Origin of the sequence: Rhodococcus sp. NPDC056516, assembly GCF_042794655.1 — a bacterium.
In the GTDB taxonomy this organism is placed as follows: Bacteria; Actinomycetota; Actinomycetes; order Mycobacteriales; family Mycobacteriaceae; genus Rhodococcus_F.
Map to the genome: position 1 here is coordinate 458,867 of NZ_JBHTTG010000006.1, position 23,135 is coordinate 482,001.

Below are 23,135 nucleotides of genomic sequence, written 5' to 3' on the forward strand. Positions count from 1 at the left end.
AGGGTACCCGCACGTGAAGAACTACTTCCGGCCCGGGAGGGTCACGACGGCTGTGACACCAAACTCCGTTTCACGACGTCCAGGCCCAGCTGGCCGTCCGCACATCTGATTCAGGTTCCCGATGAAGCTGCACTCGCAGGTGCCGTTCGACGAGCCTTTCCACAACGTCGCCACCCCATTCGACAACCACCACTGCGTCGGTGAGGTCTGTATCGAGGTCGAGAGCATCGAGTTCGTCGAGTGCGTGCGGTCCGCTGTCGCCCAGTCGGTATGCATCGACGTGAATCATGCCGACGGGATCGCCGCCGCCGGGACGGGTGCCCGGTCGATGCTCACGGGCGATGACAAACGTGGGGGACGTCACCCGGCCCTGCACGCCGAGGCCCGCTCCGATACCGCGAGTCAACGCCGTCTTGCCTGCCCCGAGCGGTCCGTCGAGCACCACCAGGTCGCCGGCAACAAGCCCCGCCGCCAATCGTCGGCCGAAAGCCTCGGTGTCCTCGGCCGTTTCCAACGTGATCTGTCCGGATTCGGGAAGTCCGGTGAAGTTCTCAGCCGACATCGGACCGCTCTTCGACCTGCGCTCGCTGCACCAACTTGTCGATTGCCTCCGTCACGATCGCCGGGAACTCGAGCTGCACCAGATGGCCGGCCCCGTGAACTCGCACGAGTTCGGATTCGGGTAGATCGGCAGCGAGACGCTTGGAGCTGATGAACGGAATCATCATGTCTTGATCGCCGCAGATCACGACTGCCGGTGTGTGCGCGAGGACCTCGAGAGAAGCGGACTCGTCGTGCAGTTCCAACGTCCGCAGGAAATTGACGATGGTCACAACCGAGGTGCGGTCGAGCATGCCGTCCGAGAGTTCATGCAGCCGTGGGCTGACATCGGTGCCGTACGAGGCCGCACGCAGGATCGGCGTGATCAATACTCGCGCAGCGCCCCGTGCATGCTGAACTACTCCCGGTGAGGTGCGCACTGCCAACCGGAATCCGTCGATGATCGGATTCTGCAGATTGCGGGTCAGGCCGGTCTCGGCCAGGCCTGCCGCCGTCGTCGCGACCAGCCCCACGCCGATGACGCGGCCCTCGAACCATTCGGGTCGCTGACCGGCGAGCGCGAGTACCGTCATACCGCCCATCGAGTGACCGACGAGAACTATCGGGCCCTTGGGTACCTTGGCCTCGACGACGGTCGCGAGATCGCGGCCGAGCTGCGAAACCGTACAACTCTTCGAGCGTGGCATACCCGAATCCCCGTGTCCGCGCTGGTCGTAGAACACCATGCGAACCTTGTTGCCCCATCGCTCTTCGAGCTGGCGGCGCTGGAAATGCCAGGACAGCGCACTCAGGCAATATCCGTGCACGAAAACGACTGTCAGCGGAGCGTCGTCCGGTCCCACTTCGCGAACTGCCAGCTCGACGCCGTCCTCGGTGCGCACAGTGCTCTTGCGGTCGCGCGTCATGAGGTCGAAGTCCTCGTCGGCGTAGATTTCCCGGCCAGGACGCGTCGCGGTCTTGAATGCGTTCACGCCGGCCATCGACCCGAGCGCCACAGCGCTGAGCAGGCCACCGAGAATGCTCATTTTTCCTGCAGTCTTCATGACGTCTCTCCCCCGATGTACGTACGCACAGTGCGTCCACGTATTCCGGTCACGACCTCGTAGTGAATGGTGTCGAGTACGTCGGCCCAGGCCTGCGCGTTGGGTTCGCCGTGATCGCCATTGCCGAAGAAGATCGCGGTGTCGCCTTCGCGAACTCCGTCGCCGTCCGGCCCCAGGTCCACCAACACCTGGTCCATGCAGATACGCCCGACCGCCTGGCGACGCTTACCGCCCAACTGCACTTCGAACTTGCCGCTCAGGGAACGAGACAAACCATCGGCATAGCCGACGGGCAGCAGCGCAAGAGTGGTGTCGTGCGGTGCGACCCACTGATGCCCGTAGGAGACGCCCTCTCCGGCGGCCACCTTCTTCACCAGAATCACCTTCGCTCGCAGCGTCATCGCCGGTCGTAAACCGAAATCTCCGAGTTCGGGCACCGGAGACAATCCATATATCGCTATTCCGGGTCGAACCATGTCAAATCGCAGGTCAGGGCGGGTAACCGTCGCTGCCGAGTTGGAAAGATGAACAACTTCGGGGTCGAATCCGTGGGCACGGACGTCGGCAACCGCGTCGATCAGGCGTTGCTTCTGCATGTCGATGACGTCGTGATGTGGCTCGTCGGAGTGCGCGAGGTGCGAGAACACTCCGCGTAGCCGGATCGTGCCCTCGTCCCGGGCAGCGGCGAGGTCGTCGAGCATCTGCGGCCACTCGGTTCTCGATACGCCGTTGCGATTGAGACCGGTGTCCACCTTGAGCGTCACCGTCGCCGGTAGTCCCAGAACTCGTGCCGCGTCGACCACCGCAGCCAGGTGTCGCGGCGAGGAGACCCCGATCTCGACGTCCGAGCGGATCGCCGACGCGAAATCGGCATCGACGCCGTGCAACCAGGCCAGGACGGGAGCGGTGATGCCTGCCTCGCGAAGAACCAATGCCTCGGCGATGGTGGTGACGCCCAGTTCCCGCGCTCCGGCTGAGAGTGCCGTCCGTGCCACCGCAACTGCGCCGTGGTTGTATCCGTCCGCCTTGATGACCGCCATCAACGCTGCATCCCCGGCAAATTCACGCAGGACTCGCACGTTGTGCGCGATAGCGTCCAGATCGACGACTGCCTCCGTCTGCGGCCCTACTGCGATGTCAAGTTGGCTCGACTTCCCCTCCGCAGGCTCCTTCGGTGCTCTTCCCTGGGCAAGCGTCATGGCGACAATCCTGCCACCCACACAGGATCGGACACGTGTTCGGGTTTGAACACACTCAGTTCTGGGCAAAAGAGCGGAGCACACGCACCGACTCGCGCAGTCCTCCCAGCAGGGGTGACGCCGAAATCGGTGCTCCGGCGACATCGCTCTGATCGCCCGCGGCGGCGATATTCGCAGCCAACGCGTGGGCCCGCGCGCCGACGGCCCCGGCTTCGAGAGGGCTCAGACCCGCAGCCAGCAACGCGCCGATCACGCCGGAGAGGATGTCACCCGAACCTGCCGTCGACGCCCAGGAGCCGCCGGCGTCGTTGACCAGGACCTCACCGCCCGGATCCGAGATCACCGTCGTATGGCCCTTCAGTAGCACCGTGACTCCGAGTCGTTCGGCAAGAGCACGCGTGGCTGCGATTCTGTCGTCGCCGAGGGGTGTGAATCGTGCGAACTCGCCGGCGTGGGGAGTCAGAAGTGTCGGCGCGGCCCGTGCTGCGACAAGTTCGGGACGCTGAGCCAGCAAGGTCAGTCCGTCCGCATCGACGACAACAGGCACATCGGAAGCGAGTACCGACGCGAGAAGTCGCACAGCGGCATCGTCGGTACCCATACCGGGGCCGACCACCCAGGCCTGAACTCGCCCCGCAGCCTCGAACGTCTCACTGGCGATCACCTCCGGGAACCGGGACAGCACCTCTGCGGCTCCGTGCCCGGCGTAGCGGACCAGACCGGAGGTCGCGGTCACCGCGGCGCCGGTACAGAGCACGCCCGCGCCCGGATACTGCTCACTTCCCGCAACGATGCCCACCACACCCTGCGAGTACTTGTCGTCGTCTGGACCAGGTACCGGCCACAGCGCGCCGACCTCGGCCGGATCGAGTGAACCGAACTCCGGTTCGCCGACGCTCAATCCGATGTCCACGAGTTCGACACGACCACACAGCGGAGCCGCGAGTACGTGTACCGGTTTGAGCGCACCGAAGGTGACCGTCACATCAGCGCGTACCGACGGACCGTCCACTGCGCCGGTGTTCGCGTCGACGCCGCTCGGCACATCGACCGCCACGATCGGCGCATCCACCTGGCCGACCAGCTCAGCCGCATTCGGCCGCAGACCGCCGTGCCCGGAAATCCCGACGATGCCGTCGATCACCAGATCCGGCGACCCGACTTCGGCGGCGACTCGGCCACCGGCCTTCAGTAGAGCGTCGAGGCCCGCCCGATGAGCGCGGGCCGGGTCGAGCAGCACGGCCCGGACACTCACACCTCGTTTGCGGAGCAACGCACCGGCCCACAGGGCGTCACCGCCGTTGTCGCCGGTACCTACCAGAAGCGTCACGGACCGATGTGCGACCGATCCTGTGCGCGAACGTAATTCATCCGCGACGACTCGCGCGAGACCGTAAGCCGCTCGACGCATCAGCACCCCGTCCGGCAGCTTGTCGAGCAGTGGCGCCTCCGCTGCTCGCACCTGATCGGCTGTGTAGAACCCACGCATGTCGGAACCCTTCAGTTGCCGTCGCTACCCTCGGAACCATGAAATCACGTCTTCGCCCGGCAATCGCGGGACTCGTGCTCGCTCTCGGCTTGGTCGGGTGCAGTTCCACCACCGACTCCACACCACCGGCTCCGGAAACGACGGCCAGCGGACCTGTGGTCACAATCTCCGGGATGGCGTACTCCCCCGCTTCCATCACCGTGAACGTCGGCGAGACGGTCACGTGGGTGTTCGACGACAACGGAATGGCTCACGACGTCAGCGGCCTCGGTGACGCCAAGGGCAAACTCCGCAGCCCACTCAAGAGGTCGGGAACCTACACCTACACGTTCACCGAACCCGGAACCTTCGACTACACCTGCACACCTCATCCCGAGATGCGCGGAACCGTCGTCGTTGCGGCGCAGTAACGCACTCGGGCCCCACAGTCTTTCGACTGCGGGGCCCGAGTTTTGGGCGAAAGCTATTCGACCGTAACCGATTTCGCCAGGTTACGCGGCTTGTCGACGTCGTATCCGCGCGCCGCGGCAACCTCGGCTGCAAATATCTGCAACGGAACCGTGGACAGCAACGGCTGCAGCAGTGTCGGTGACGCCGGAATCTCGATCAGGTGATCCGCATGCGCCGCGGCGACGGTGTCGCCTTCCTCCGCGATGACGATCGTCGTCGCGCCGCGCGCCTTGATCTCCTGGATGTTCGACACCAACTTCGAGTGAAGCACAGCGCGACCCTGCGGCGACGGCATGACGATGATGACCGGCAGGCCCTCCTCGATCAGCGCGATCGGGCCGTGCTTGAGCTCACCGGCGGCAAAGCCCTCGGCGTGCATGTAGGCAAGCTCTTTGAGCTTGAGTGCACCCTCGAGCGCCACCGGGTAGCCGACATGGCGACCGAGGAACAGCACGGTCGACGCGTGCGCGAACTGGCGTGCCAACGCGCGCACCGGTTGTGCCGTCTCGAGTACCTTGCTGACCAATGCGGGCATCGCTTCGAGGTCGGCGTACTCGCGGGCGACCTCGTCCGGGTACTTGGTGCCGCGCGCCTGGGCCAATGCCAATCCGACGAGGTAATTCGCGGTCACCTGCGCAAGGAACGCCTTGGTGGACGCGACCGCGATTTCCGGTCCTGCCCGGGTGTAGAGGACGGCGTCGGCCTCACGCGGGATCTGCGCACCGTTGGTGTTGCAGATCGCGAGAACCCGCGCCTTCTGATCCTTGGCATGCTTGACAGCTTCGAGCGTGTCGGCCGTCTCTCCCGACTGCGAGATCGCGACAACAAGCGTCGAACGATCGAGAACCGGGTCGCGGTAACGGAATTCGCTCGCGAGTTCGACCTCGACAGGTAGACGCGTCCAATGCTCGATCGCGTACTTCGCCAACAGACCGGAGTGGTAGGCACTACCGCAAGCGACAACGAACACCTTGTCGACGTCGCGCAGTTCCTGATCGGACAACCGCTGCTCGTCGAGGACGATCTTCCCGTTTTCGAAGTGGCCGAGGAGCGTGTCGGCGACAGCAGTCGGCTGCTCTTCGATCTCCTTGAGCATGAAGTAATCGTGACCACCCTTTTCGGCGGCCGCGAGATCCCAGTCGATGCGGAACGGGCGTCCTTCTGCCTCGTTTCCCGCGAAGTCGGAGATCCGGTAGCTGTCGGCAGTGATCACCACTGCCTGATCCTGTCCGAGTTCAACCGCATCGCGTGTGTGCTCGATGAATGCAGCGACGTCGGAGCCGAGGAACATCTCGCCCTCACCGACACCGACTACGAGCGGTGTCGAGCGGCGCGCGGCGACAATCGTGTCCGCGTGATCAGCGTGCGTGAAGACGAGCGTGAACGCACCTTCCAACCGACGAACCACCGACAGCGCACTCTCGATGAAATCACCTGCCGTCGGCCCCTGGGCGTACGCCCGGGCGACGAGGTGAACCGCGACCTCGGAATCCGTGTCGCTCTGCAGTTCGACGCCTGCAGCCTCGAGCTCCGCACGCAGCGGGGCAAAATTCTCGATGATTCCGTTGTGAACGACAGCCAGCTTGCCCGAGGCATCACGATGCGGGTGCGCATTGCGGTCCGTCGGACGCCCATGCGTCGCCCAACGGGTATGGCCCATACCGGACGTACCGACGAAGTGATCCGCACCGTACTCGCCGAGCTCCGCCTCGAGGTTGGCCAACTTACCGGCCTTACGCTCGATCTCGACCCCACCGGTTCCGTCGAGAATCGCGATTCCCGACGAGTCGTACCCGCGATACTCCATTCGTCGCAAAGCCTCCACCACAACGCCCAGAGCTGGGCGGTGGCCGACGTATCCCACGATTCCGCACATGGTGACTCAGGGTACTTGGACATCGGCGGTGGGCGCATTTTGCGGTTCCCGCACCTGGTTCCGGCGTCCGCTCCGCATACACGAGGCGGCTCATCGGATAACGTCTTCAACCGTGGCACCGAAACTGAAGACACTGACCCGTGAGCTGTCCAAGCGCGGCCCGCACCGAGTTCTCCGCGGCAACCTCGCCCTGGCCGGACAGCCGGGCGTCGTGTACACGCCCGAAACCGGTTTCAATCTCCCCGCCGTTGCGTTCGCGCACGGGTGGATGGTCGGGTCACACAAGTACGAGCAAACACTCCAGCACCTCGCTTCCTGGGGAATTGTCGCAGCGGCGCCCGACAGCGAACGCGGTCCGGTCCCGTCACATCTCGGATTGGCTGCAGATCTTCGGGCGACGCTCGACATCTGCGTCGGCGTCCGACTCGGCCCCGGCCAGATCAGCGTCCAACCCGATCGGGTTGCGTTTGCCGGTCACGGCATGGGCGCGGGCGCGGCGGTACTGGCCGCAGCGCAGCGCGGGGATGTCGGTGCGGTAGCCGCACTGTTCCCGGCCCCGACAGCACCCAAGGCGGAGAACTACGCGTCGAAGATCACAGCGCCCGGATTGATCCTCGCCGGCGAAGACGACGTCGATTCCTTGACCAGCAATGCCCGGCCGCTGAGCGTGGAGTGGGGCGGTCCCGTCGTCGCACGCACCGTGAACGACGGCCAAGACGCCGGACTGATCGAAGGCCGACGACTCCTCGGCGCCCTGGGTCTCGGTGGATCCGAGCGCAAGACACAGTCCGCCACACGGTGCCTGCTCACGGGCTTCCTGTTGTTCCATCTGACCGGCGACAAGAAGTACAAGGACTTCGCTGATCCCGACGTCGAGATTCCGCACACGGCGCCGTTGCTCCCGGTCGACCCTCACTCCGACGCGCGGGCCAGCCAACTGTTGCGTAAGTAGGGGTCTGTGCTCGCCACCGGCGGGCTCGGCTTCGTCGGCGTCGGCTCGGAGGCGGATCGCAGATACGGGCCGGCTCTGGCGGTCCCATCCGTGCCGTTCTCGGCAGATGTCGTTTCAGGCCGCGGCGACGGCGGCTCCTGGCGCGATTCCTCGCTCGCCGCGGCTGCTCTGCGCTCACGGAAGTCGTCAAGTTGAGAGTCGAGGGTTCGACGGATCGCTTCAAACGGCGCGTGGACGGACCTCACAGCGGACCAGCTCCGGCCAGCTCCGCACCCGTCTCTCCGTCGGGGACCGCGACCGACTCGTCAGGGACTGTGACAGGCGGGTCCGGCGCTGGCGAGACTTCGGCGGTGGTTTCAACCGGCACTTCGGGCTGGGGAATATCAGGCTGGGGTGTCGCGGGCTGGGCAGCTTCTTGCGGGTGTGTCTCCTGCACGACCACCCCCTGACCGGCATCAAAAACTATTCTCGGCCAACCATTTTCGTCCAACTCCACGGTGACCGACACAGAGTTCCCGTCGGCGCCGGCGACATCGAGACTCACCCCACGACCGTCGGGCGCAATCGAGAAGCCCCACGTGTTGCCGCCGATCGAGAAAGAGATCGGCGCAGCCGCGGTGACGGATTCGTTCGTCTCGGCGACCGGCAAGGTCGACGGGAACGCGTCTGTCACCCACGCAGTCGCGGCATCGAAAGCATCGCCTACCGCGCTCGCGCACTGCGCACACGCCCTGTCGAATTCGTCGCGAGCCTCCAGATACGCCGAGCGAAAAACTGTGTCCAGCCAGGGCGCAGAGCCTCGACCACTGGAAGCGATGCGGACCAGCTGATCGATCTCCCCCGCACCCAGACCGCCGATGGTCGCCCGGTCCAGGCTGGCCACCTTGAAAGCCTTGTCTGCCAGAGCCCTTCGAACAGTCTGTGCGAGTTCGTCGGCCAGCACAATCAACAATGGCGCCGAATCCGCATCGGACCGAGCTTCTTGCCGCGCCGCGAAGACCTGATCTACGACCGCGTCGACGTCGGAAACATTCCACACCGCAGGAAGATTCTCCGCCAGGACCGTCAGCATCGCGATCTCCGCGACCGAACCATCCACCGCCCCAGCCATGTCCGACACGTCTCGCGCCAGGGGCTCGAAATCGATGCCGGCCTCTGCGCGATACGAATCCTCGTAAGACGTGAGAACTCGTTCTTCGAACCCCAACCGAGTGGCCAGGTAGTGAAATCGGTCGAAAAACTGCAGCCCTCGAGCGCCGGCGTCCAGAATTTCGTCGGGACGCACGAGTGAATCACGCAGTCCAAGAATATCTTCGAAAGAGTAGTAGCCGTTCGGTACTGCCTGGGCTGTATGGCTGTTCGATATCACGAGGCCGACCCGCCGGAGTCCCGCAACCGCTGCGCACCCTCACGGTCCACCTCGGCGATCACCTGAGCCGAGGAGGAAAGCCGGCGCCCCAGCGTATCGAGAAGATCAGCACGCCCAGTCAGACGAGAATTCAGGACCTCCAATGCCGACGCCAAAGCGGCTCCGTGCTCGACGTAGTCACGGCCCGAAACGGCACCGCTCCATCGCAAACACCTGAGCGGTGCCGCAGAATCGCGCAGACCCTGAGCCACAGACACCGCGTGGCGTGCCAATTCGTCTGTTCCAGCACGGTCGACGTCCACGAGCGCCCCCAAGTTTCAGCAGAACCACTCGCACGTCGAGCGGCCTTTGACTCCTTGGACGCAGCCGGGCGCAATTACGTTCCCTCAAATACGCGAACGCGTAGAGGCTCTCTCGAAAAAGCGCACGCGTAACGAAGAACTAGACCGAACCGACGATTTCAGCCAACTCGTCGGCCAGCTTCTGCGCGAGCGGAAGTTCGGTGGCCTCGACCATGACGCGGACCAGTTGCTCTGTCCCGGACGGGCGCAGGAGCACTCGACCACCGTCACCGAGAACGCGCTCGGCGTCCGCGACGGCTGCGAGTACCGACGGCGACGCTGCCACCGTCGCCTTGTCCCCGACCTTCACGTTGATCAGTACCTGCGGGAGGGTGGTCATCGTTGCGGCCAGTGCGGATGCCGACTTACGCGTACGAGCCATGCGTCCGAGCAGCCGGAGACCGGTGAGAATCCCATCGCCCGTGGTGCCGAACGCCGGCAACACGACATGGCCTGACTGTTCGCCGCCGAGGCTGTACCCGCCCGCGCGCAGTTCTTCCAAGACGTAGCGGTCACCTACGGCGGCCGTCACGATGTTGATACCTGCTTCGCGCATGGCGATGTGCAACCCGAGATTGCTCATGACGGTCGCGACGAGAGTGTTCTCGACCAACTCTCCGGCCTCGTTCATCGCGATCGCCAGAACTGCCATGATCGCGTCACCGTCGACCACCGCGCCGGTCTCGTCGACGGCCAGGCAGCGGTCGGCGTCGCCGTCGTGCGCGAGCCCTAGGTCAGCCCCGTGATCGACCACGGCTTTCTGGAGATTCTCCAGGTGTGTCGATCCGCAACCGTCGTTGATGTTGAGGCCGTCGGGATCGGCGCTGATCGCGATGACGCGAGCGCCCGCTGCGGCGTAGGCAACCGGTGCGAGCGCGGAAGCAGCGCCGTTTGCGCAGTCGACGACAACGGTGAGTCCGGCGAGTGGCTCGCTCGCCGCGCTTGCCAGATGCGCCAGGTACAACTGAGCGGCGTCGTCGACCGTACGAACTCGGCCGATTCCGGCACCTGTCGGAAGGACCGGCGACACGGTGCCGTCGAGTGCATCCTCGATCGCTACCTCGACCGAGTCGTCCAGCTTGTGTCCACCGGCTGCAAAGATCTTGATTCCGTTGTCCGGCATGGGATTATGCGATGCCGAAATCATGACACCGAGACTGGCGTCGAGCTTTGCCGTCAAGTATGCGACTGCGGGAGTCGGAAGAATACCCACGTCGAGCACGTCGACGCCTGCCGAACTCAACCCGGCCGTCACCGCGGCTTGAAGCATCTCACCGCTGGCGCGGGGGTCGCGACCGACCACGGCGGTCGGACGTGCATCCGAGGTGTCGGCTGTCAGTACGCTCGCTGCGGCAACTGCCAATCTCAATGCAAGATCTGCAGTCAGATCCGAATTGGCAAGTCCACGAACACCATCGGTACCGAACAACCGACCCATAGAACGACTCCTGAATCCTGAGAACCTCGAAAGTGGAACTTCGAGCATGGAATTTCTTCGAGAAACACAAGAGCGGGCGTCCGGTAACGATGGACGCCCGCTCTTGTGGTGAACAGGTGCCGAAGCAGACCCGTTGGGTCAACCTCGGCAAAGCATCAGCGCTTGGAGTACTGCGATGCCTTACGGGCCTTCTTCAGGCCGTACTTCTTACGCTCGACAGCGCGGGCGTCACGCGTCAGGAAGCCTGCACGCTTGAGGGCCGGACGATCATCAGGGGTTACCTCGATGAGTGCGCGCGCGATAGCCAGACGCAGAGCGCCTGCCTGACCGGACGGGCCGCCACCGTGCAGCAGTGCAATGATGTCGAAAGACTCGGGACGCTCGACGAGCACCAGCGGAGCCTTGATCAGCTGCTGGTGAACCTTGTTGGGGAAGTAATCCTCCAACGTACGGCCGTTGAGCTTGAACTGACCGGTGCCGGGAGCCATCCGGACGCGAACGACAGCCTCCTTGCGGCGACCGACGGTCTGGACCGGGCGATCGAGGACGATCGGTGCGAGCGTAGCTGCAGCAACCTCTTCGACGACCTCGACTGCGTCAGCGGAAACAAGCTCTTCCACTGCTTCGATGTTCTCTTCGGACACGTTCTGCTCTTCCGGCGATGTCACTGTGCGACCTGCTTGATCTCGAACGGCACCGGCTGCTGCGCGGTGTGGGGGTGATTCGGGCCCGCGTAGACCTTGAGCTTGCTGCTCATTGCGCGGCCGAGCTTCGTCTTGGGGAGCATGCCGACAATGGCCTTCTCGACGAGACGATCGGGAGTCCTGTCGAGGACCTCACCGACAGTGCGGGACTTCAGGCCACCCGGGAATCCGGAGTGGTGGTAAACGTTCTTGCCCTGGAGCTTGTTGCCGCTGATGGCAACCTTCTCAGCGTTGATGATGACAACGAAGTCACCACCGTCGATGTGCGGCGCGTAGGTGGGCTTGTGCTTGCCACGCAGCAAGTTCGCTGCCTGAACGGCAAGACGGCCGAGCACCACGTCAGTGGCGTCGATGACGTGCCACGAGTGGGTCACATCTCCGGCCTTCGGGGTGTACGTAGACACAGATCTTCCTCGTCTTAATTCATTCCACTGCTGACCATGTGCGTATCGCGTAAACGATCCTCGGCGGCCAGTTGAGACCCGAGAACCGCCGGTCTCCACGCATTTCTGCCGGAGCCCTACGGCACGCCACCGATAGACGATACCGGTCTACCCACCGCCAGGTCAAAGCGCGGCCAGGTCAAAGCGCGGCCAGGTCAAAGCGCGGCCAGGTCAAAGCGCGGCCCTCCCTGCCAACAGCATCTTCGTCCAGCACGACTGCCCCGGCACCTGTCAGTACCGGGGCAGTCGGGTGTCATCACGACATGATTGCTGTCAGCGACCGAACCCGTTTGCGGCGATCCGATCAGCTTCCTGCATCTTCTCGGAACCGCTTGCCGTCGCTCCGGCGATCTGCGCGAGAACCATGTTCAGTTCTTCGGAGGCCTGGGCCCAGCGGCGCTGTGCGTCGTTCCACGCTTCGGAACCTGCGCCTTCCCAACCTGCTTGCAGCTTGTCCACGACAACTTTGATGTCGCCCTGCTTGTCGTTGATCGCTTTGGCCTGCTGTTTCATCTGATCGGACAGCATTGCGAGGCCGCCGAAGTCGTACTTGATCCTGTCGGACATAACTGCTCCCGGTTCGGTGTGACTGAAGAGATCTTGTGAGAACTACTGGCTGAGAACTGCTCGATCGAACTGTGAAGAGCTGACGGTCAGGACATGTTCACCGTCGCGCCGCGAAGCGAGCTGACGTTGTCGTCTTCGGTCGAGTCGAAGGTTCCCGCAGCCTGCTTGATCTGCTCGCAGATGTCGGTCAGAGCGGTGTCCAACTTCAGGGCCGCGCTGTTGTATCGCTCCATGATCCCTGCGTATTCGACCTGCGCCGCGCCGTTCCACGAATTGTGCGAAGCGTCGGCCTCCGATCGAACAGCGTTGACCAGTCCCCTGATGTCACCGAGATGTCCGTCGATGGTCCCCGCCGAATCGATCAATTCAGCGGTAGTTGCGGTAAAGCCCATGTCGTCCCCCTGGATTCGGTGAGTACCGTTCGGTATCGGCGATCACACACGACGGCTTGTCCGTCGGACGTGCACCGGGGTCGAGCGGAACTCCCTGATGTGCGCTACACATACTTTGACGCGACCTCAGTGCCAACGGTTCCGGCCCGACCGAAGAATATTTTCAGAACCAACCGATCCGAGGTCACGGCGTGAATTCGAGTGACTGCCACGTCCGCAGGCAGTCCGCTTCGAGACTGTCCCACTCGCCGAGAAGATACTGACAGCCGATACTCACTTGCCATCCGTTGTCGACGTACACGTGCCAACGCACCTCGGAGAAATCGTCCGGAAACTCGAGATACACCACTGCCTGTTTTCCTGCACCATCGTCGAGCACGGAAAACTCCCCGAAGCGCAAAGGGTCTTCGAACGTCGAAAACTGCTGACGCAAAGCAGCTTCGACGGAATCGAATCCCGCACCTTCGGCCAGGCGTTTCTCGACGACCACGATCTTGCGATCCGCACCGGCGCTGGGCAACAAATCGGTACGCCCGCTCGAGGCCCCTCGCGGCACGAGTTTCCAATCGGAAGGTAGTTCTGCTGCAACGCTTCCCAGGTCCACACGCACGAGTTCCGGCGTGGCACCGGCGTCGATCGACGGCAGCGAATTCTTCGGGACAGGCTTTCCCTGCTCTTTCGACGCCTGCACGTTCTCGACATTGTCTTCCGCCGTAGCTGCGACCGACTCCGCCGACGGAGAATCGCCTCGATCGCGAATGGACACCACGATCGTCGCCGCGGCCGCAGCGGCGACGGCTCCCACTACAAGCGCCACAGCGAACCGTCGACGGCCTCGGAAGTGCCCATCGACACGACGCGGCAGAGGGGCATTCGAGTCCGCGCGAGGAACCGACATCGCAATGTCCGGAGTGCCTACCCACCCGGCACCAAAAGCCGAATTGTCGACGATTCGCCCGGAACTGTCCCGCACGGTTGTCTGGCGAACGAGCGCTCGAGGATCCACCAGAGACGAAGCCATACGGCTCTCGTCCAGAATTCGAATGCTCGCGTGACCGTGAACATTCGTCGGCCCACGTTCGAGCGAAGCCGCAACCGCGTGGGAGCGCGGCCCGACCAACACCACAGCGTCCCGAACCGACAAGTCCCCGATCGCGGAAAACAAACCCGCAACGTCTGCGATCTCCGAACTTTGTGCCCCGTCGATTCGTAGTTCACCGTCAACCTCACCGACAACGGAAGCGACCACCATTCCGCCGCGCAGTTCGAGGACGACACACCGCGATCGCCAGGCCGTATGCGCCGACCTCGCCGCCGCGATCGCGGTCGGCACGAGGACGACGTCGTGCGCCACTCGCCGTGCGGCATCCAGCAATCGGCGCCTGCGCGGGACGCCCCAATCCGAGGGATGACTGAGATAAAGAATGTCTGCGTCGACGATTCCGCACCCGTCCATCGCGCTGGAGATCAGCCTGGCCAACTCCAATACGGTCGGGACAATCCGACCGTCCACGTCGACATAATCGTCGTCGACAAAATCGATCGCATTGACAACGGTCGTACCGGGCCCCGACGCCGGTTCGCGTCTGAGGTCTGCACTACAACAGAATTCGCGTTGACCCGATACGACCCAGATGTTGGATGCGCCCCAATGTACCGAGACCGACACCGCGGACGGAACGGTCACAGCGGTGGCATCCACGGAACTTGGACAAGTTGGGTTTGCGAGCGAGAAACGTAAACCCCACGACCTTCCGGCATTGCCGACGCGCGGACAGTGCCGACGAGATTTCCCTCGTCACGACTTCCGCTCATGATCAATCCAGCCGGCGCCATGTCGCGGATTCTCGCAATCACCGGTTCGTACAGAGCTCTGGCTGCGCCACCGGAACGGCGGGCAATCACCAGATGCAAACCGATGTCCTTGGAATGTGGGATGTATTCGAGCAACGGCGCCACAGGGTTGCCACTCGATGTGGCCACAAGGTCGTAGTCGTCGATCAATACGTAAATCTCCGGCCCACTCCACCACGACCGTTCCCGTAGTTGCTGCTGTGTCGTCTCCGCGTTCGGCATTCTGGCGGCCACGATCCGAGCCAGGTCGACCATCAACTCACCGAACGTCGTCGACGACGCCGAGTACCCGCCGAGGTGATTCCCTTCGACCACCCCCAGCAGGGAATGCCGATAGTCACCGATGATCAGCTTGGCCTGAGCCGGCGTATTCGACGCAATGATCCCTTCGGCTATTCCGCGCAAGAGAGATGTCTTCCCACACGCGGTGTCGCCGAATATCAAGAAGTGCGGGTGTTCCCGGAAGTCCATGTACACCGGGGCGAGGTCGGTCTCACCGAGCCCGATCGGTACGGTGAGGCACCGACCGTCGGCCGCACTCGGTGAGGGCCACCGAGTCCCGACAGTTTCGAGAAGTTCTGCCCGCGAGTACGAATCCGGAAGCATCCGCACGGTCGGCGCCGGACGCGAATTCGACATGGCTGCAATATGTTCGACGGCCGACGCCACAGCCGCACTCGAGTTCTCACTACTAGGCGTGTCGTCGATTCGAGGTAGTCCGGTGAGAAGGTGAAGTCCGTCGCGAGTGATGCCACGACCCGGTCGACGTTCCGGTACCAGGCTCGCTTTCTGGCGACCCGCATCCGAATCGCCCGGATCACCCAATCGAAGTTCGATACGAGTACCCAGTTGATCCTTGAGTGCCGGCCGGATCTCGGCCCACCTCGACGTCGTGACGATCACGTGCACACCGAAGGACAAACCTTGACCGGCGAGCATGTTTATCTGAGGCTCGAGTGATTCGAAATCCGAACGCACGCTGGGCCAACCGTCGACGACGAGGAAGACGTCACCATACGGGTCCTCTCGGAGTCCCGCAGCCGCTCCTTCTCCGGTGGGATCAGCTGTTCGCAATCTACGGAAATCGGCCATTGATTCGATGCCGAGGTCACGAAACAGTCGCTCGCGTTTGGCGACCACACCGAGTACCTCGGCAACTGTGCGCCGGACGCGGTCGGAATCCAATCGGTTTGCCACCGATCCGACGTGCGGCAGATCTTTCAATCCGAGGAGCGTTCCACCACCGAAGTCGAGGCAGTAGAACTGAATCTGTTCTGACGTGTGTGTCATGCTCAGAGACAAGATCAACGTGCGCAATGCCGTCGACTTTCCCGACTGCGGGCCACCGACGATCGCGAGGTTGCCCGTCGATCCGTTGAGATCGGCGACGAGTAGATCGCGGCGCTGATCGAATGGCCTGTCGACTATGCCGAAGGGTGCGCTCAGATTTCCGCGAGGTTGATCACCGGCCGCCCACCGCGGCAACAACTGGTCGAGCGTCGGAGATGACTCGAGCGGTGGGAGCCACACCTCATGCGCACGTGGACCGTGACCGCGCATGCGGTCGACGAGGACTCCCATGAGAGAACGTGCATCGTCACCGACTTCACCCATGTCGATGACGTCGGGTTCGACGGGAACGACAACAGCCTCCGGGCCGATCACCGGCGTCGCGGTAAAGGGCAGCGGCGCAAGTTCGACGGGAGAATCGACCGAGAATCGAGTGGGCACTATCCGCTCGCCCTCGTACGGGCCTGACACGTAGGCACCTTGGAAGCGGACGATCTCCGCCGAATCGGACTTCAGGTATCCCGCACCGGGTGTGCCCGGTAGGTGATAAGCATCGGGAACGCCGAGGACGGAACGAGACTCGTTCGCCGAGAACGTTTTCAAACCGATCCGATACGAAAGATGGCTGTCGAGACCGCGTAGCTTTCCTTCGTCGAGTCGCTGACTGGCCAACAGCAGGTGAATGTGAAGTGACCTACCCAATCGCCCTATCGCCACGAACAATTCGGCAAATTCCGGCTGTTGACTGAGCAGTTCGGAAAACTCGTCGACAACCACGAAGAGCGCAGGCAACGGATCGAGTGCAGCGCCGGCCAGCCTCGCCTTCTCGTAGTCGGAGACGTTTGCGAAGTTTCCTGACGCACGCAGCAATTCTTGTCGACGGTTCATTTCGCCGGCGAGAGCGTCCCTCATACGATCGACCATCGCCAATTCCTCGGCGAGGTTGGTGATGATCGCAGCAACGTGCGGCGCCTCTTCGAGGCCGAGAAAGGTTGCACCACCTTTGAAGTCGATGAGGACGAGGTTCAGTGCGTTGGGTGAGTGCGTCGCGATCAGGCCGAGCACCAATGTTCGCAGGAACTCCGACTTACCGGAACCGGTGGCTCCGATACACAGCCCGTGCGGGCCCATACCGTTCTCGGCCGACTCCTTCAGATCCAGTTCGACGGGGTTTCCGTCTTGTCCGACTCCGATCGGCACGCGGAGTCGATCGCGCCCCTGACGTGGCAGCCAGCCATGCTCAGGATTGAACCTCGCAATGTTTCCGATCCCCAACATCTGACTCCAGGTCCGAACGGACCGGTCGTCGTCAGCTGCGTCGACGGCGTTCTGCGATGCCGCACGGAACGGTGCGATGCGACGTCCGAACGACTGCGCCAGGCTGGTCGACGCCGCGTCGGGCGTCGCAAAGTTCTCGACTCCTGCGCTGCTCACCGCACCGATCTGATCGCTACCGACGACCAGTCGCAAACCGCGCGCCGCCGCCAGTCGCGGGCAGAACCCGCACAGATCGAGGACGGTCACCGAGTCGAGCCCGGATTCGGACAACAGGCCGGTGTCACCTTCGAGCAACCCACCGTCGACGACCAACACGAGATGCGGAACACCCGCACTCGCCGGAGTGTTGCGAGCGAATCGAGCCCGCATCGAAAGCGGTTCCCCGAGGGAACTTTCGAACTCGAGATACGAACCGAACACCATGCGTGAAGCACCCGCGCCGTCCTGAGACTCCGGGTGTTGCACGTGTGGGAGCCACTTGACCCACTCCCACTCGGATTCGGTATCGGGTCCGCACACCACCGCAACTTGGACCGTGTCCGGACCATGGAAAGTGCACAGCTGCATCAACATCGAGCGGACAAGCGCACGAGCTGAATCTCGCTGCCCCTCGATGGACATCGCAGCAAATCCGCGAAGTGAGACGGCGGTCGGCAGGTCCTGTACAACCGAATGCGCACGGACGAAACGCCGAAGGGAGACAGCAGCGACGGGTTCGAGATCCTCGACCGGACCGGTCTCCGGAGATACGAGTCTGGTGGCCAATCGCTGTGTACCCAGACCGACACGAACGTGACAGTAGTCCGAGTCGGTGATCTGACGCTCCCACATCCGCACAGTTCCGGCGAGTGTCCAGAGCAGCGACGGCTCGGGATTGCTCCATTGAAGAGCAGCACGCTGCGCACCGGACGTCGCAGCGACGTCACTGCGCATCTGATCCAGGTACCGCAGGTAGTCCTTGCGGTCCTCGTTCGCTTCGGAAGCTCTTGCTCCACCGCTACGACCGCCCCCGGCAAGCATCCCGAGCATCGACACCATCATCATGACCGGAAACAGCAGGGACATCGGATTGCGCGCCATGCCGGAAGAAAACATCAGCGCCACCATGCCGATCATCGCAACTACCATGATCACCGGAAGTAGTTTGGTCAGTAGGTTTCCCGGCGTGACACGAGGAATCTCCGGTGGGGCCTGCAGCGTCACTTCGCCGCCCGGTGTGCGCGGCGATTCGCGGCGCGCTCGACGCGCAAATCTGACAGTACTCAATTCACCCACCCCATCGGTGCTGCGGCTGATGCCGCCATGCGCCTCGTCCGACTACCACCGGCCCGCCCCCCAAGGCGTGATCGCGCAATTGCAAAAGAGTAGATCACAACACCGACACTCGGGTCGGTACCACCTGTTGTCGGAGCTCTCCTGACACGGGCGCGCACTTCATGTCGTATTGTTCGGGTGAACTGGGGTGACGCGAAGGGGGAATCGCGTCATAGGAGGGGAAAGATCTTGACCAGCATCACTACAACCAGCGCTGCGAACACCGGAAACGGACGACGCGCGAGTCATTCTGCCGAGCTGTGCAGGTTGACGGTACTTTCAGCGCATTCGCAGGTGGATCTTGCGGTGCCGCTTCGTGTTCCGCTCGCGGTGGTCATTCCGGGCATTGTGGACACAATTGTCAATCACAGCAATTTCAACGAGTTCGACCAGAGCACCGAACAATTCGAGCCCGTCGACTGGACTCTGTCCAAAGTCGGCAGGGCACCGCTGTCACCGACGCTGTCGTTGCACGAGCACGGAATCCGCGATGGGGAATTGCTCGTACTCGATGCTGCGGACACGGCTGCCCCACCCCCACTTTTCGACGACATCATGTACACCGTCGCGGCCACGGATGCAGACATCTACCGACGCTGGACTCCGATCACCGCGCGCATTGTCGGCTCGAGCGCCGCCCTCGTCGCTGCGCTCATCGCGGCCCTCACCCTGGTCCTCGGCGATACCGGGCTGATCGGCGCCGTCTGCGGCGGAGTCACGTCCTTGGTTTCCACCGTCGCCGCGGTCGTGACAGCGCGCGTGTACGGAGACACGGCAAGTTCCGTCACGCTCGGATGCGCGTCGGTGCCGCTGGCGTTCGTCTCCGGCGCACTCTGCGTACCCGGCACTGTTCTTTCGGCTCATCTGCTTCTCGGTTCGGCATTTGCAGCCGCGGTAACTCTGATCTGTCTCCGCCTGTGCGGTGCCGGATTAGCTGTTTTCACCGCACTTCTCGTCGTCCTTCTCGCGGCCGTGGGCACCTTCGCCGTCACGACGACGCTTCCCGAGGCGCGCACCGCGACCGTCAGCGGCGCGGTGATTGCCACAGCATTACTCGTTCTGACGTTCACCGCTCGACTGTCTATGTTGTTCGCGCGACTACCGCTTCCCCCGGTTCCGACACCGAGTAATCCCCTCGACGACGACCGTGACGGACTGCCCGAGCCCGAACTACCCGGGCTGACCGAGTTGGCTGAAAGGGCAGGGCGGGCCCGTAGCTATCTGACGGGGCTGATCGTGGCCACGTCAGTGGTCGCACTCACCGCTGCCGTCGCACTCGCGTGGTCCTGGCCTGGTCAGGGGATCGTCTGGCCGAACCTTGCTCTCGCTTTCGCGACTTCCGTCGTGTTGATGTTTCGTGGGCGCACCTACGCGGGCGCGCAGCAGGCGATCCCACTCATCACGGCCGGGATCTCGGTGATTCTCGTTCTCCTGGGCGACATGGCATGGGCGCATCGCGACTATGCCATGGTCATCTTCGCCATCACGATGATCGTTCTCCTCCTGGCACTGATTCTGGGAATCCTCGCCCCCCAGAACACATTCAGCCCCGTGATGCGACGAGCAGCAGAACTGTTGGACCTCGCTGCGATTGCAGCAATCGTTCCGTTGATCTGCTGGGTCAGCGGACTCTTCGCGCTCATGCGTGGCCTCTGAGCGATCGGTGATCGATGGTGATTCGACGTGCAACAAACATCTGCGCCAGTCTCGTGATCGTTGCCTTCAGCGTTCTCGCCGGGGCGGGTGGCGCATCGAGCGCGGTTCCTTCCCCCGTCGATCCTGCAATGCTGCCGGAGGACGGTCCGCCTGCACCTCCACAACCCACCGAACAACGAACCCTGTGCGTCCCAGCCGTGGCAGTTGGTGACGGTGCGGACATTCCACGTTCTCAACAAGATCTGGGATTCGATTCGGTGTGGCCGATCACCCGAGGGGCAGGACAGCGAATTGCTGTCATCGATACCGGCGTCAGCAGGCATCCTCGGCTACCGTCGCTCGAAGGCGGCGGTGACTACGTCGGGACCTCCGACGGCACCGACGATTGTGACTCACACGGAACAGTCGTGGCCGGTCTCATTGCCGCCGAACAGGTCGAGGGTTCCGGATTCTCCGGAGCTGCACCGGACGCACAGATCATCTCGATCAGGCAGTCCAGTGCAGCCTTCTCGGTGGCCGGCCAACGCGAAGACCCGGCCGTAGCCGAGAACTCATCCGGGTACGGAAACGTCGACACCATGGCATCGGCCGTCCGTCACGCTGCGGACATGGGTGCCAGCGTCATCAACATCTCCGAAGTCGCCTGTAAACCTGCCGGGGACGGGATCAACGACCAACGACTCGGCGCTGCAATCGAATACGCCACGATCGCGAAGAATGCCGTAGTCGTCGCAGCTGCAGGTAACGTCGGATCCGGAGGTTGCAAGAACCAGAATCCACCACCGGATCCCGTCAATCCCCAAGCCGATCCATGGAACTCGGTTGTGACGATTGCCAGTCCGGCTTGGTACGACGACTATGTACTCACAGTGGGGTCGGTAGACCCCAATGGCGCCGCCAGCTCCTTCAGCCTCGGCGGTCCATGGGTCGACGTGGCGGCGCCCGGCACCGGAATCACCTCACTTCACCCGACGTCGCCGGGTCTGACCAACGGAGTCTACGGTTCCGACGGCGCCGTGCAGTCGTTCAACGGGACCAGTTTCGCTGCGCCCTATGTCGCGGCAACCGCTGCGTTGGTCAGGTCAGTTCACCCGGAACTGACTGCACTTCAGGTCATACAACGTATCGAAGCCACCGCCCACGCTCCGGCGCAGGGCTGGAATCCCTACATCGGTCACGGCGTCATCGATCCGCTCGCCGCAGTCACGGGCGAATTGGTCCCAGAAGAACGCGTCAGGGTCAACCATCAGTCGGTACCGATCGATCCCCTACCCACGCCACAGGCCCCCGACAACCGATCTCGCGACGCGGCACTCGTCGGAGCCGGAACCGTCGGTACTCTCGCCTTACTGGCACTGTTGGCGTCGATGCCCATACGTCGAGTAATTCGTCGGCGACTTCCCGAACGACGGGACGTCGATCTCTGAACTGTCGGAGATCAGTTCACCGGAGCGGCCGGCGCTGAATCGGGGGCGACTCCGTCGTGAGCTATCAGTGCATTGCTCTTCTCGAGCGCAGGACCTGATGCAAGTAGATCGAGCATCTGCCAAGGCGCGCGATCAGGCGTTCGCGTCAATCCGAGGGCGCGAGCGGAAGTTTCGTCCGGTACTCCGTATTTCACACCGGTATCGGCTACGTAGAATACTCCGTCGTGTCTGGTGCTGTTCGTCTCGATTCCGGTCGCTTGAACGAACCCGCCGAAGCCCTGTTCGACATGGACGCTGTCGAGATTGTCACCCGATCCGTCCGCCTGCGCCAAGGACACCAACTTGCCACCCTCCGGGATCGGAACCTGCAATCCAGCGATGAGTTTCAGGGTTGCAGAACTACTTTCGCCGCCCTCGACGGCAGGTGACGGACCCCATTCCAGACAGCCGACAGGTGCGTCGTGATCGTCGAGTACCGCTGGAGCCACCAGCGGCAACGAGTCGACGGCCAGCTCACTCACCGAGGGGATACGACTGATGGCATCTGGGGTGACGCTGGTGATCCCGGTAGCGCCCTGCGAATCCGAGAAGTAGATCAGTTGGGCAACTGCCGCGCCGACCTTCTGGATACCGTTCTCGAGTACCACGTAGTACTGCGGGTCCGCACCCACCGAAACCTGGACGACGGAGCCGACAGTCTTGTTCTGCAGAGGAAACCGGGGCGCTGATCCCAGTTCGGGAATTCGCGGAGCCTCGACGCGCGGGACTTCGGGAATCGAATTGAGGAATCCGGTACTGATCGGACGCGCCTGTGCCCCTTCCAGTCCCAAAGCCCGCATGATCGCCGGATTATCCACATCGATTGCCGCTCGCTTCCCGTCGTACACGAGAAAGTGATCGGAACCCGACTTCACCAGAAATCCACTGTCATTCGTCAGATATGTCGTGTTATCACCGACATTGGACGAGCCGACCAGGACCGAAGTCGTCAACGATCTTCTCCCGTCGGATCCGACGGAATCGCATACCGTCCACAAGGCGTTGGTCGGGTCGGACGATTCCGGCAGCGCGGACGGTGCGCCGGGAATGCCGACGAGCGCGCCCCGGGGTTTCGCCTCGACCTCGGATGCCTTGACCATTGCCGGTTTTCCTGGCGAACCCAGAATCAGTCGAGCGGAGGCCAAGTTCAGCACAGGACGAAAAGTACCCTCCATGGCGACGAACATTGCGCCAGATTCTTTTGCGACCACAATGTCGGCATCACCGATCTTGTCCTGTGGCCGAAAGAGGGCGAGTACTGCGCATCCCGCCAATCCCAGTGCGGCGAGGACTATTCCGACGGTGAAGGCGCGCGACTGAGATCGCATCGGATCATGAAGCATCCGTACGTCTCGTCTTACCAGCGCATGTTCCATCCGCCTGACCAAGAAACGGTATCCGTTGACCTGCCAGCGCGTGGTAGGTGTTGCAGCCATCATTCCCCCCGTGCCTT

The 23,135-nt window shown here is 63.0% G+C and carries 20 protein-coding genes; 5 read left to right on the plus strand and 15 right to left on the minus strand.

Annotated elements, in window-relative coordinates; translation table 11 throughout:
* Positions 1–70: 70 nt before the first annotated feature.
* From tsaE to ACFQ6Y_RS20820, 4 genes are read right to left on the minus strand one after another with little or no spacing between them, the layout of a single operon-like run.
* Positions 71–562 (minus strand): tRNA (adenosine(37)-N6)-threonylcarbamoyltransferase complex ATPase subunit type 1 TsaE, encoded by a 492-nt coding sequence (gene tsaE, locus ACFQ6Y_RS20805; RefSeq protein WP_378534434.1) that lies wholly within the window; start codon positions 560–562, stop codon positions 71–73.
* The gene (locus ACFQ6Y_RS20810) at positions 552–1,604 is read right to left on the minus strand and encodes an alpha/beta fold hydrolase (RefSeq protein WP_378636644.1); all 1,053 of its coding nucleotides are present in this window, start codon (positions 1,602–1,604) and stop codon (positions 552–554) included. The genes tsaE and ACFQ6Y_RS20810 overlap by 11 nt, the downstream gene beginning before the upstream one ends.
* Positions 1,601–2,803, minus strand: coding sequence for an alanine racemase (alr, locus tag ACFQ6Y_RS20815; protein WP_378447801.1), 1,203 nt, complete (start codon positions 2,801–2,803; stop codon positions 1,601–1,603). The genes ACFQ6Y_RS20810 and alr overlap by 4 nt, the downstream gene beginning before the upstream one ends.
* 55 nt (positions 2,804–2,858) lie before the next feature.
* Positions 2,859–4,292 (minus strand): NAD(P)H-hydrate dehydratase, encoded by a 1,434-nt coding sequence (locus tag ACFQ6Y_RS20820; RefSeq protein ID WP_378636649.1) that lies wholly within the window; start codon positions 4,290–4,292, stop codon positions 2,859–2,861.
* A gap of 38 nt (positions 4,293–4,330) precedes the next feature.
* Between ACFQ6Y_RS20820 and ACFQ6Y_RS20825 the strand changes: the two genes are divergently transcribed.
* Positions 4,331–4,702, plus strand: a complete 372-nt coding sequence (locus ACFQ6Y_RS20825) for a plastocyanin/azurin family copper-binding protein (RefSeq protein WP_378636652.1) — start codon at positions 4,331–4,333, stop codon at positions 4,700–4,702.
* 53 nt (positions 4,703–4,755) lie between these two features.
* Here ACFQ6Y_RS20825 and glmS read toward each other — a convergent pair whose 3' ends face one another.
* The gene (gene glmS, locus ACFQ6Y_RS20830) at positions 4,756–6,618 is read right to left on the minus strand and encodes a glutamine--fructose-6-phosphate transaminase (isomerizing) (RefSeq protein ID WP_378636656.1); all 1,863 of its coding nucleotides are present in this window, start codon (positions 6,616–6,618) and stop codon (positions 4,756–4,758) included.
* 112 nt (positions 6,619–6,730) lie between these two features.
* Between glmS and ACFQ6Y_RS20835 the strand changes: the two genes are divergently transcribed.
* Together ACFQ6Y_RS20835 and ACFQ6Y_RS20840 are read left to right on the plus strand one after the other, a co-directional pair.
* Complete coding sequence (locus ACFQ6Y_RS20835) at positions 6,731–7,570, plus strand: dienelactone hydrolase family protein (RefSeq protein ID WP_283303192.1); 840 nt, start codon at positions 6,731–6,733, stop codon at positions 7,568–7,570.
* A gap of 6 nt (positions 7,571–7,576) precedes the next feature.
* Positions 7,577–7,765 (plus strand): hypothetical protein, encoded by a 189-nt coding sequence (locus tag ACFQ6Y_RS20840; RefSeq protein ID WP_378636660.1) that lies wholly within the window; start codon positions 7,577–7,579, stop codon positions 7,763–7,765.
* Between the two features lie 46 nt (positions 7,766–7,811).
* On the opposite strand, the gene ACFQ6Y_RS20845 is transcribed toward ACFQ6Y_RS20840, so the two are convergent.
* From ACFQ6Y_RS20845 to eccCa, 9 genes are all read right to left on the minus strand, one after another.
* Positions 7,812–8,855: a hypothetical protein gene (locus ACFQ6Y_RS20845; protein WP_378636664.1), complete on the minus strand. Its 1,044-nt coding sequence runs from the start codon at positions 8,853–8,855 to the stop codon at positions 7,812–7,814.
* Positions 8,856–8,935: 80 nt separating this feature from the next.
* Positions 8,936–9,241, minus strand: a complete 306-nt coding sequence (locus ACFQ6Y_RS20850; RefSeq protein WP_378636668.1) for a hypothetical protein — start codon at positions 9,239–9,241, stop codon at positions 8,936–8,938.
* Between the two features lie 139 nt (positions 9,242–9,380).
* Positions 9,381–10,718, minus strand: coding sequence for a phosphoglucosamine mutase (gene glmM / locus ACFQ6Y_RS20855; protein WP_378636673.1), 1,338 nt, complete (start codon positions 10,716–10,718; stop codon positions 9,381–9,383).
* 155 nt (positions 10,719–10,873) lie between these two features.
* Positions 10,874–11,386, minus strand: a complete 513-nt coding sequence (gene rpsI, locus ACFQ6Y_RS20860; RefSeq protein WP_230812265.1) for a 30S ribosomal protein S9 — start codon at positions 11,384–11,386, stop codon at positions 10,874–10,876.
* Positions 11,383–11,826, minus strand: a complete 444-nt coding sequence (rplM, locus tag ACFQ6Y_RS20865; protein WP_019747566.1) for a 50S ribosomal protein L13 — start codon at positions 11,824–11,826, stop codon at positions 11,383–11,385. The genes rpsI and rplM overlap by 4 nt, the downstream gene beginning before the upstream one ends.
* A gap of 312 nt (positions 11,827–12,138) precedes the next feature.
* Positions 12,139–12,432 carry a WXG100 family type VII secretion target gene (locus ACFQ6Y_RS20870; protein WP_003940975.1) on the minus strand — a complete coding sequence of 98 codons (294 nt, stop codon included), beginning with the start codon at positions 12,430–12,432 and terminating at the stop codon, positions 12,139–12,141.
* Between the two features lie 86 nt (positions 12,433–12,518).
* Positions 12,519–12,824 carry a WXG100 family type VII secretion target gene (locus ACFQ6Y_RS20875; protein WP_003940986.1) on the minus strand — a complete coding sequence of 102 codons (306 nt, stop codon included), beginning with the start codon at positions 12,822–12,824 and terminating at the stop codon, positions 12,519–12,521.
* 184 nt (positions 12,825–13,008) lie between these two features.
* Positions 13,009–14,511, minus strand: coding sequence for a type VII secretion-associated protein (locus ACFQ6Y_RS20880; RefSeq protein WP_378636678.1), 1,503 nt, complete (start codon positions 14,509–14,511; stop codon positions 13,009–13,011).
* Positions 14,508–18,512 carry a type VII secretion protein EccCa gene (eccCa, locus tag ACFQ6Y_RS20885; RefSeq protein ID WP_378636682.1) on the minus strand — a complete coding sequence of 1,335 codons (4,005 nt, stop codon included), beginning with the start codon at positions 18,510–18,512 and terminating at the stop codon, positions 14,508–14,510. Before eccCa ends, ACFQ6Y_RS20880 begins: the two co-directional genes overlap by 4 nt.
* Before the next feature lie 237 nt (positions 18,513–18,749).
* Between eccCa and eccD the strand changes: the two genes are divergently transcribed.
* Positions 18,750–20,216: a type VII secretion integral membrane protein EccD gene (eccD, locus tag ACFQ6Y_RS20890; protein ID WP_378636686.1), complete on the plus strand. Its 1,467-nt coding sequence runs from the start codon at positions 18,750–18,752 to the stop codon at positions 20,214–20,216.
* A gap of 14 nt (positions 20,217–20,230) precedes the next feature.
* The gene (gene mycP, locus ACFQ6Y_RS20895; RefSeq protein ID WP_378636690.1) at positions 20,231–21,643 is read left to right on the plus strand and encodes a type VII secretion-associated serine protease mycosin; all 1,413 of its coding nucleotides are present in this window, start codon (positions 20,231–20,233) and stop codon (positions 21,641–21,643) included.
* An 11-nt stretch (positions 21,644–21,654) separates the two neighbouring features.
* Here the strand turns inward: mycP and eccB are convergent, their stop codons facing one another.
* The gene (gene eccB, locus ACFQ6Y_RS20900; protein ID WP_378636695.1) at positions 21,655–23,121 is read right to left on the minus strand and encodes a type VII secretion protein EccB; all 1,467 of its coding nucleotides are present in this window, start codon (positions 23,119–23,121) and stop codon (positions 21,655–21,657) included.
* Positions 23,122–23,135: the final 14 nt, after the last annotated feature.

Coding starts and splice junctions, on each gene's coding strand:
- ACFQ6Y_RS20825 (WP_378636652.1), top strand. CDS start 4,331: ATGAAATCACGTCTTCGCCCGGCAATCGCGGGACTCGTGCTCGCTCTC.
- eccB (WP_378636695.1), bottom strand. CDS start 23,121: ATGATGGCTGCAACACCTACCACGCGCTGGCAGGTCAACGGATACCGT.
- tsaE (WP_378534434.1), bottom strand. CDS start 562: ATGTCGGCTGAGAACTTCACCGGACTTCCCGAATCCGGACAGATCACG.
- mycP (WP_378636690.1), top strand. CDS start 20,231: ATGGTGATTCGACGTGCAACAAACATCTGCGCCAGTCTCGTGATCGTT.
- alr (WP_378447801.1), bottom strand. CDS start 2,803: ATGACGCTTGCCCAGGGAAGAGCACCGAAGGAGCCTGCGGAGGGGAAG.
- glmM (WP_378636673.1), bottom strand. CDS start 10,718: ATGGGTCGGTTGTTCGGTACCGATGGTGTTCGTGGACTTGCCAATTCG.
- ACFQ6Y_RS20875 (WP_003940986.1), bottom strand. CDS start 12,824: ATGGGCTTTACCGCAACTACCGCTGAATTGATCGATTCGGCGGGGACC.
- glmS (WP_378636656.1), bottom strand. CDS start 6,618: ATGTGCGGAATCGTGGGATACGTCGGCCACCGCCCAGCTCTGGGCGTT.
- ACFQ6Y_RS20870 (WP_003940975.1), bottom strand. CDS start 12,432: ATGTCCGACAGGATCAAGTACGACTTCGGCGGCCTCGCAATGCTGTCC.
- ACFQ6Y_RS20810 (WP_378636644.1), bottom strand. CDS start 1,604: ATGAAGACTGCAGGAAAAATGAGCATTCTCGGTGGCCTGCTCAGCGCT.
- ACFQ6Y_RS20820 (WP_378636649.1), bottom strand. CDS start 4,292: ATGCGTGGGTTCTACACAGCCGATCAGGTGCGAGCAGCGGAGGCGCCA.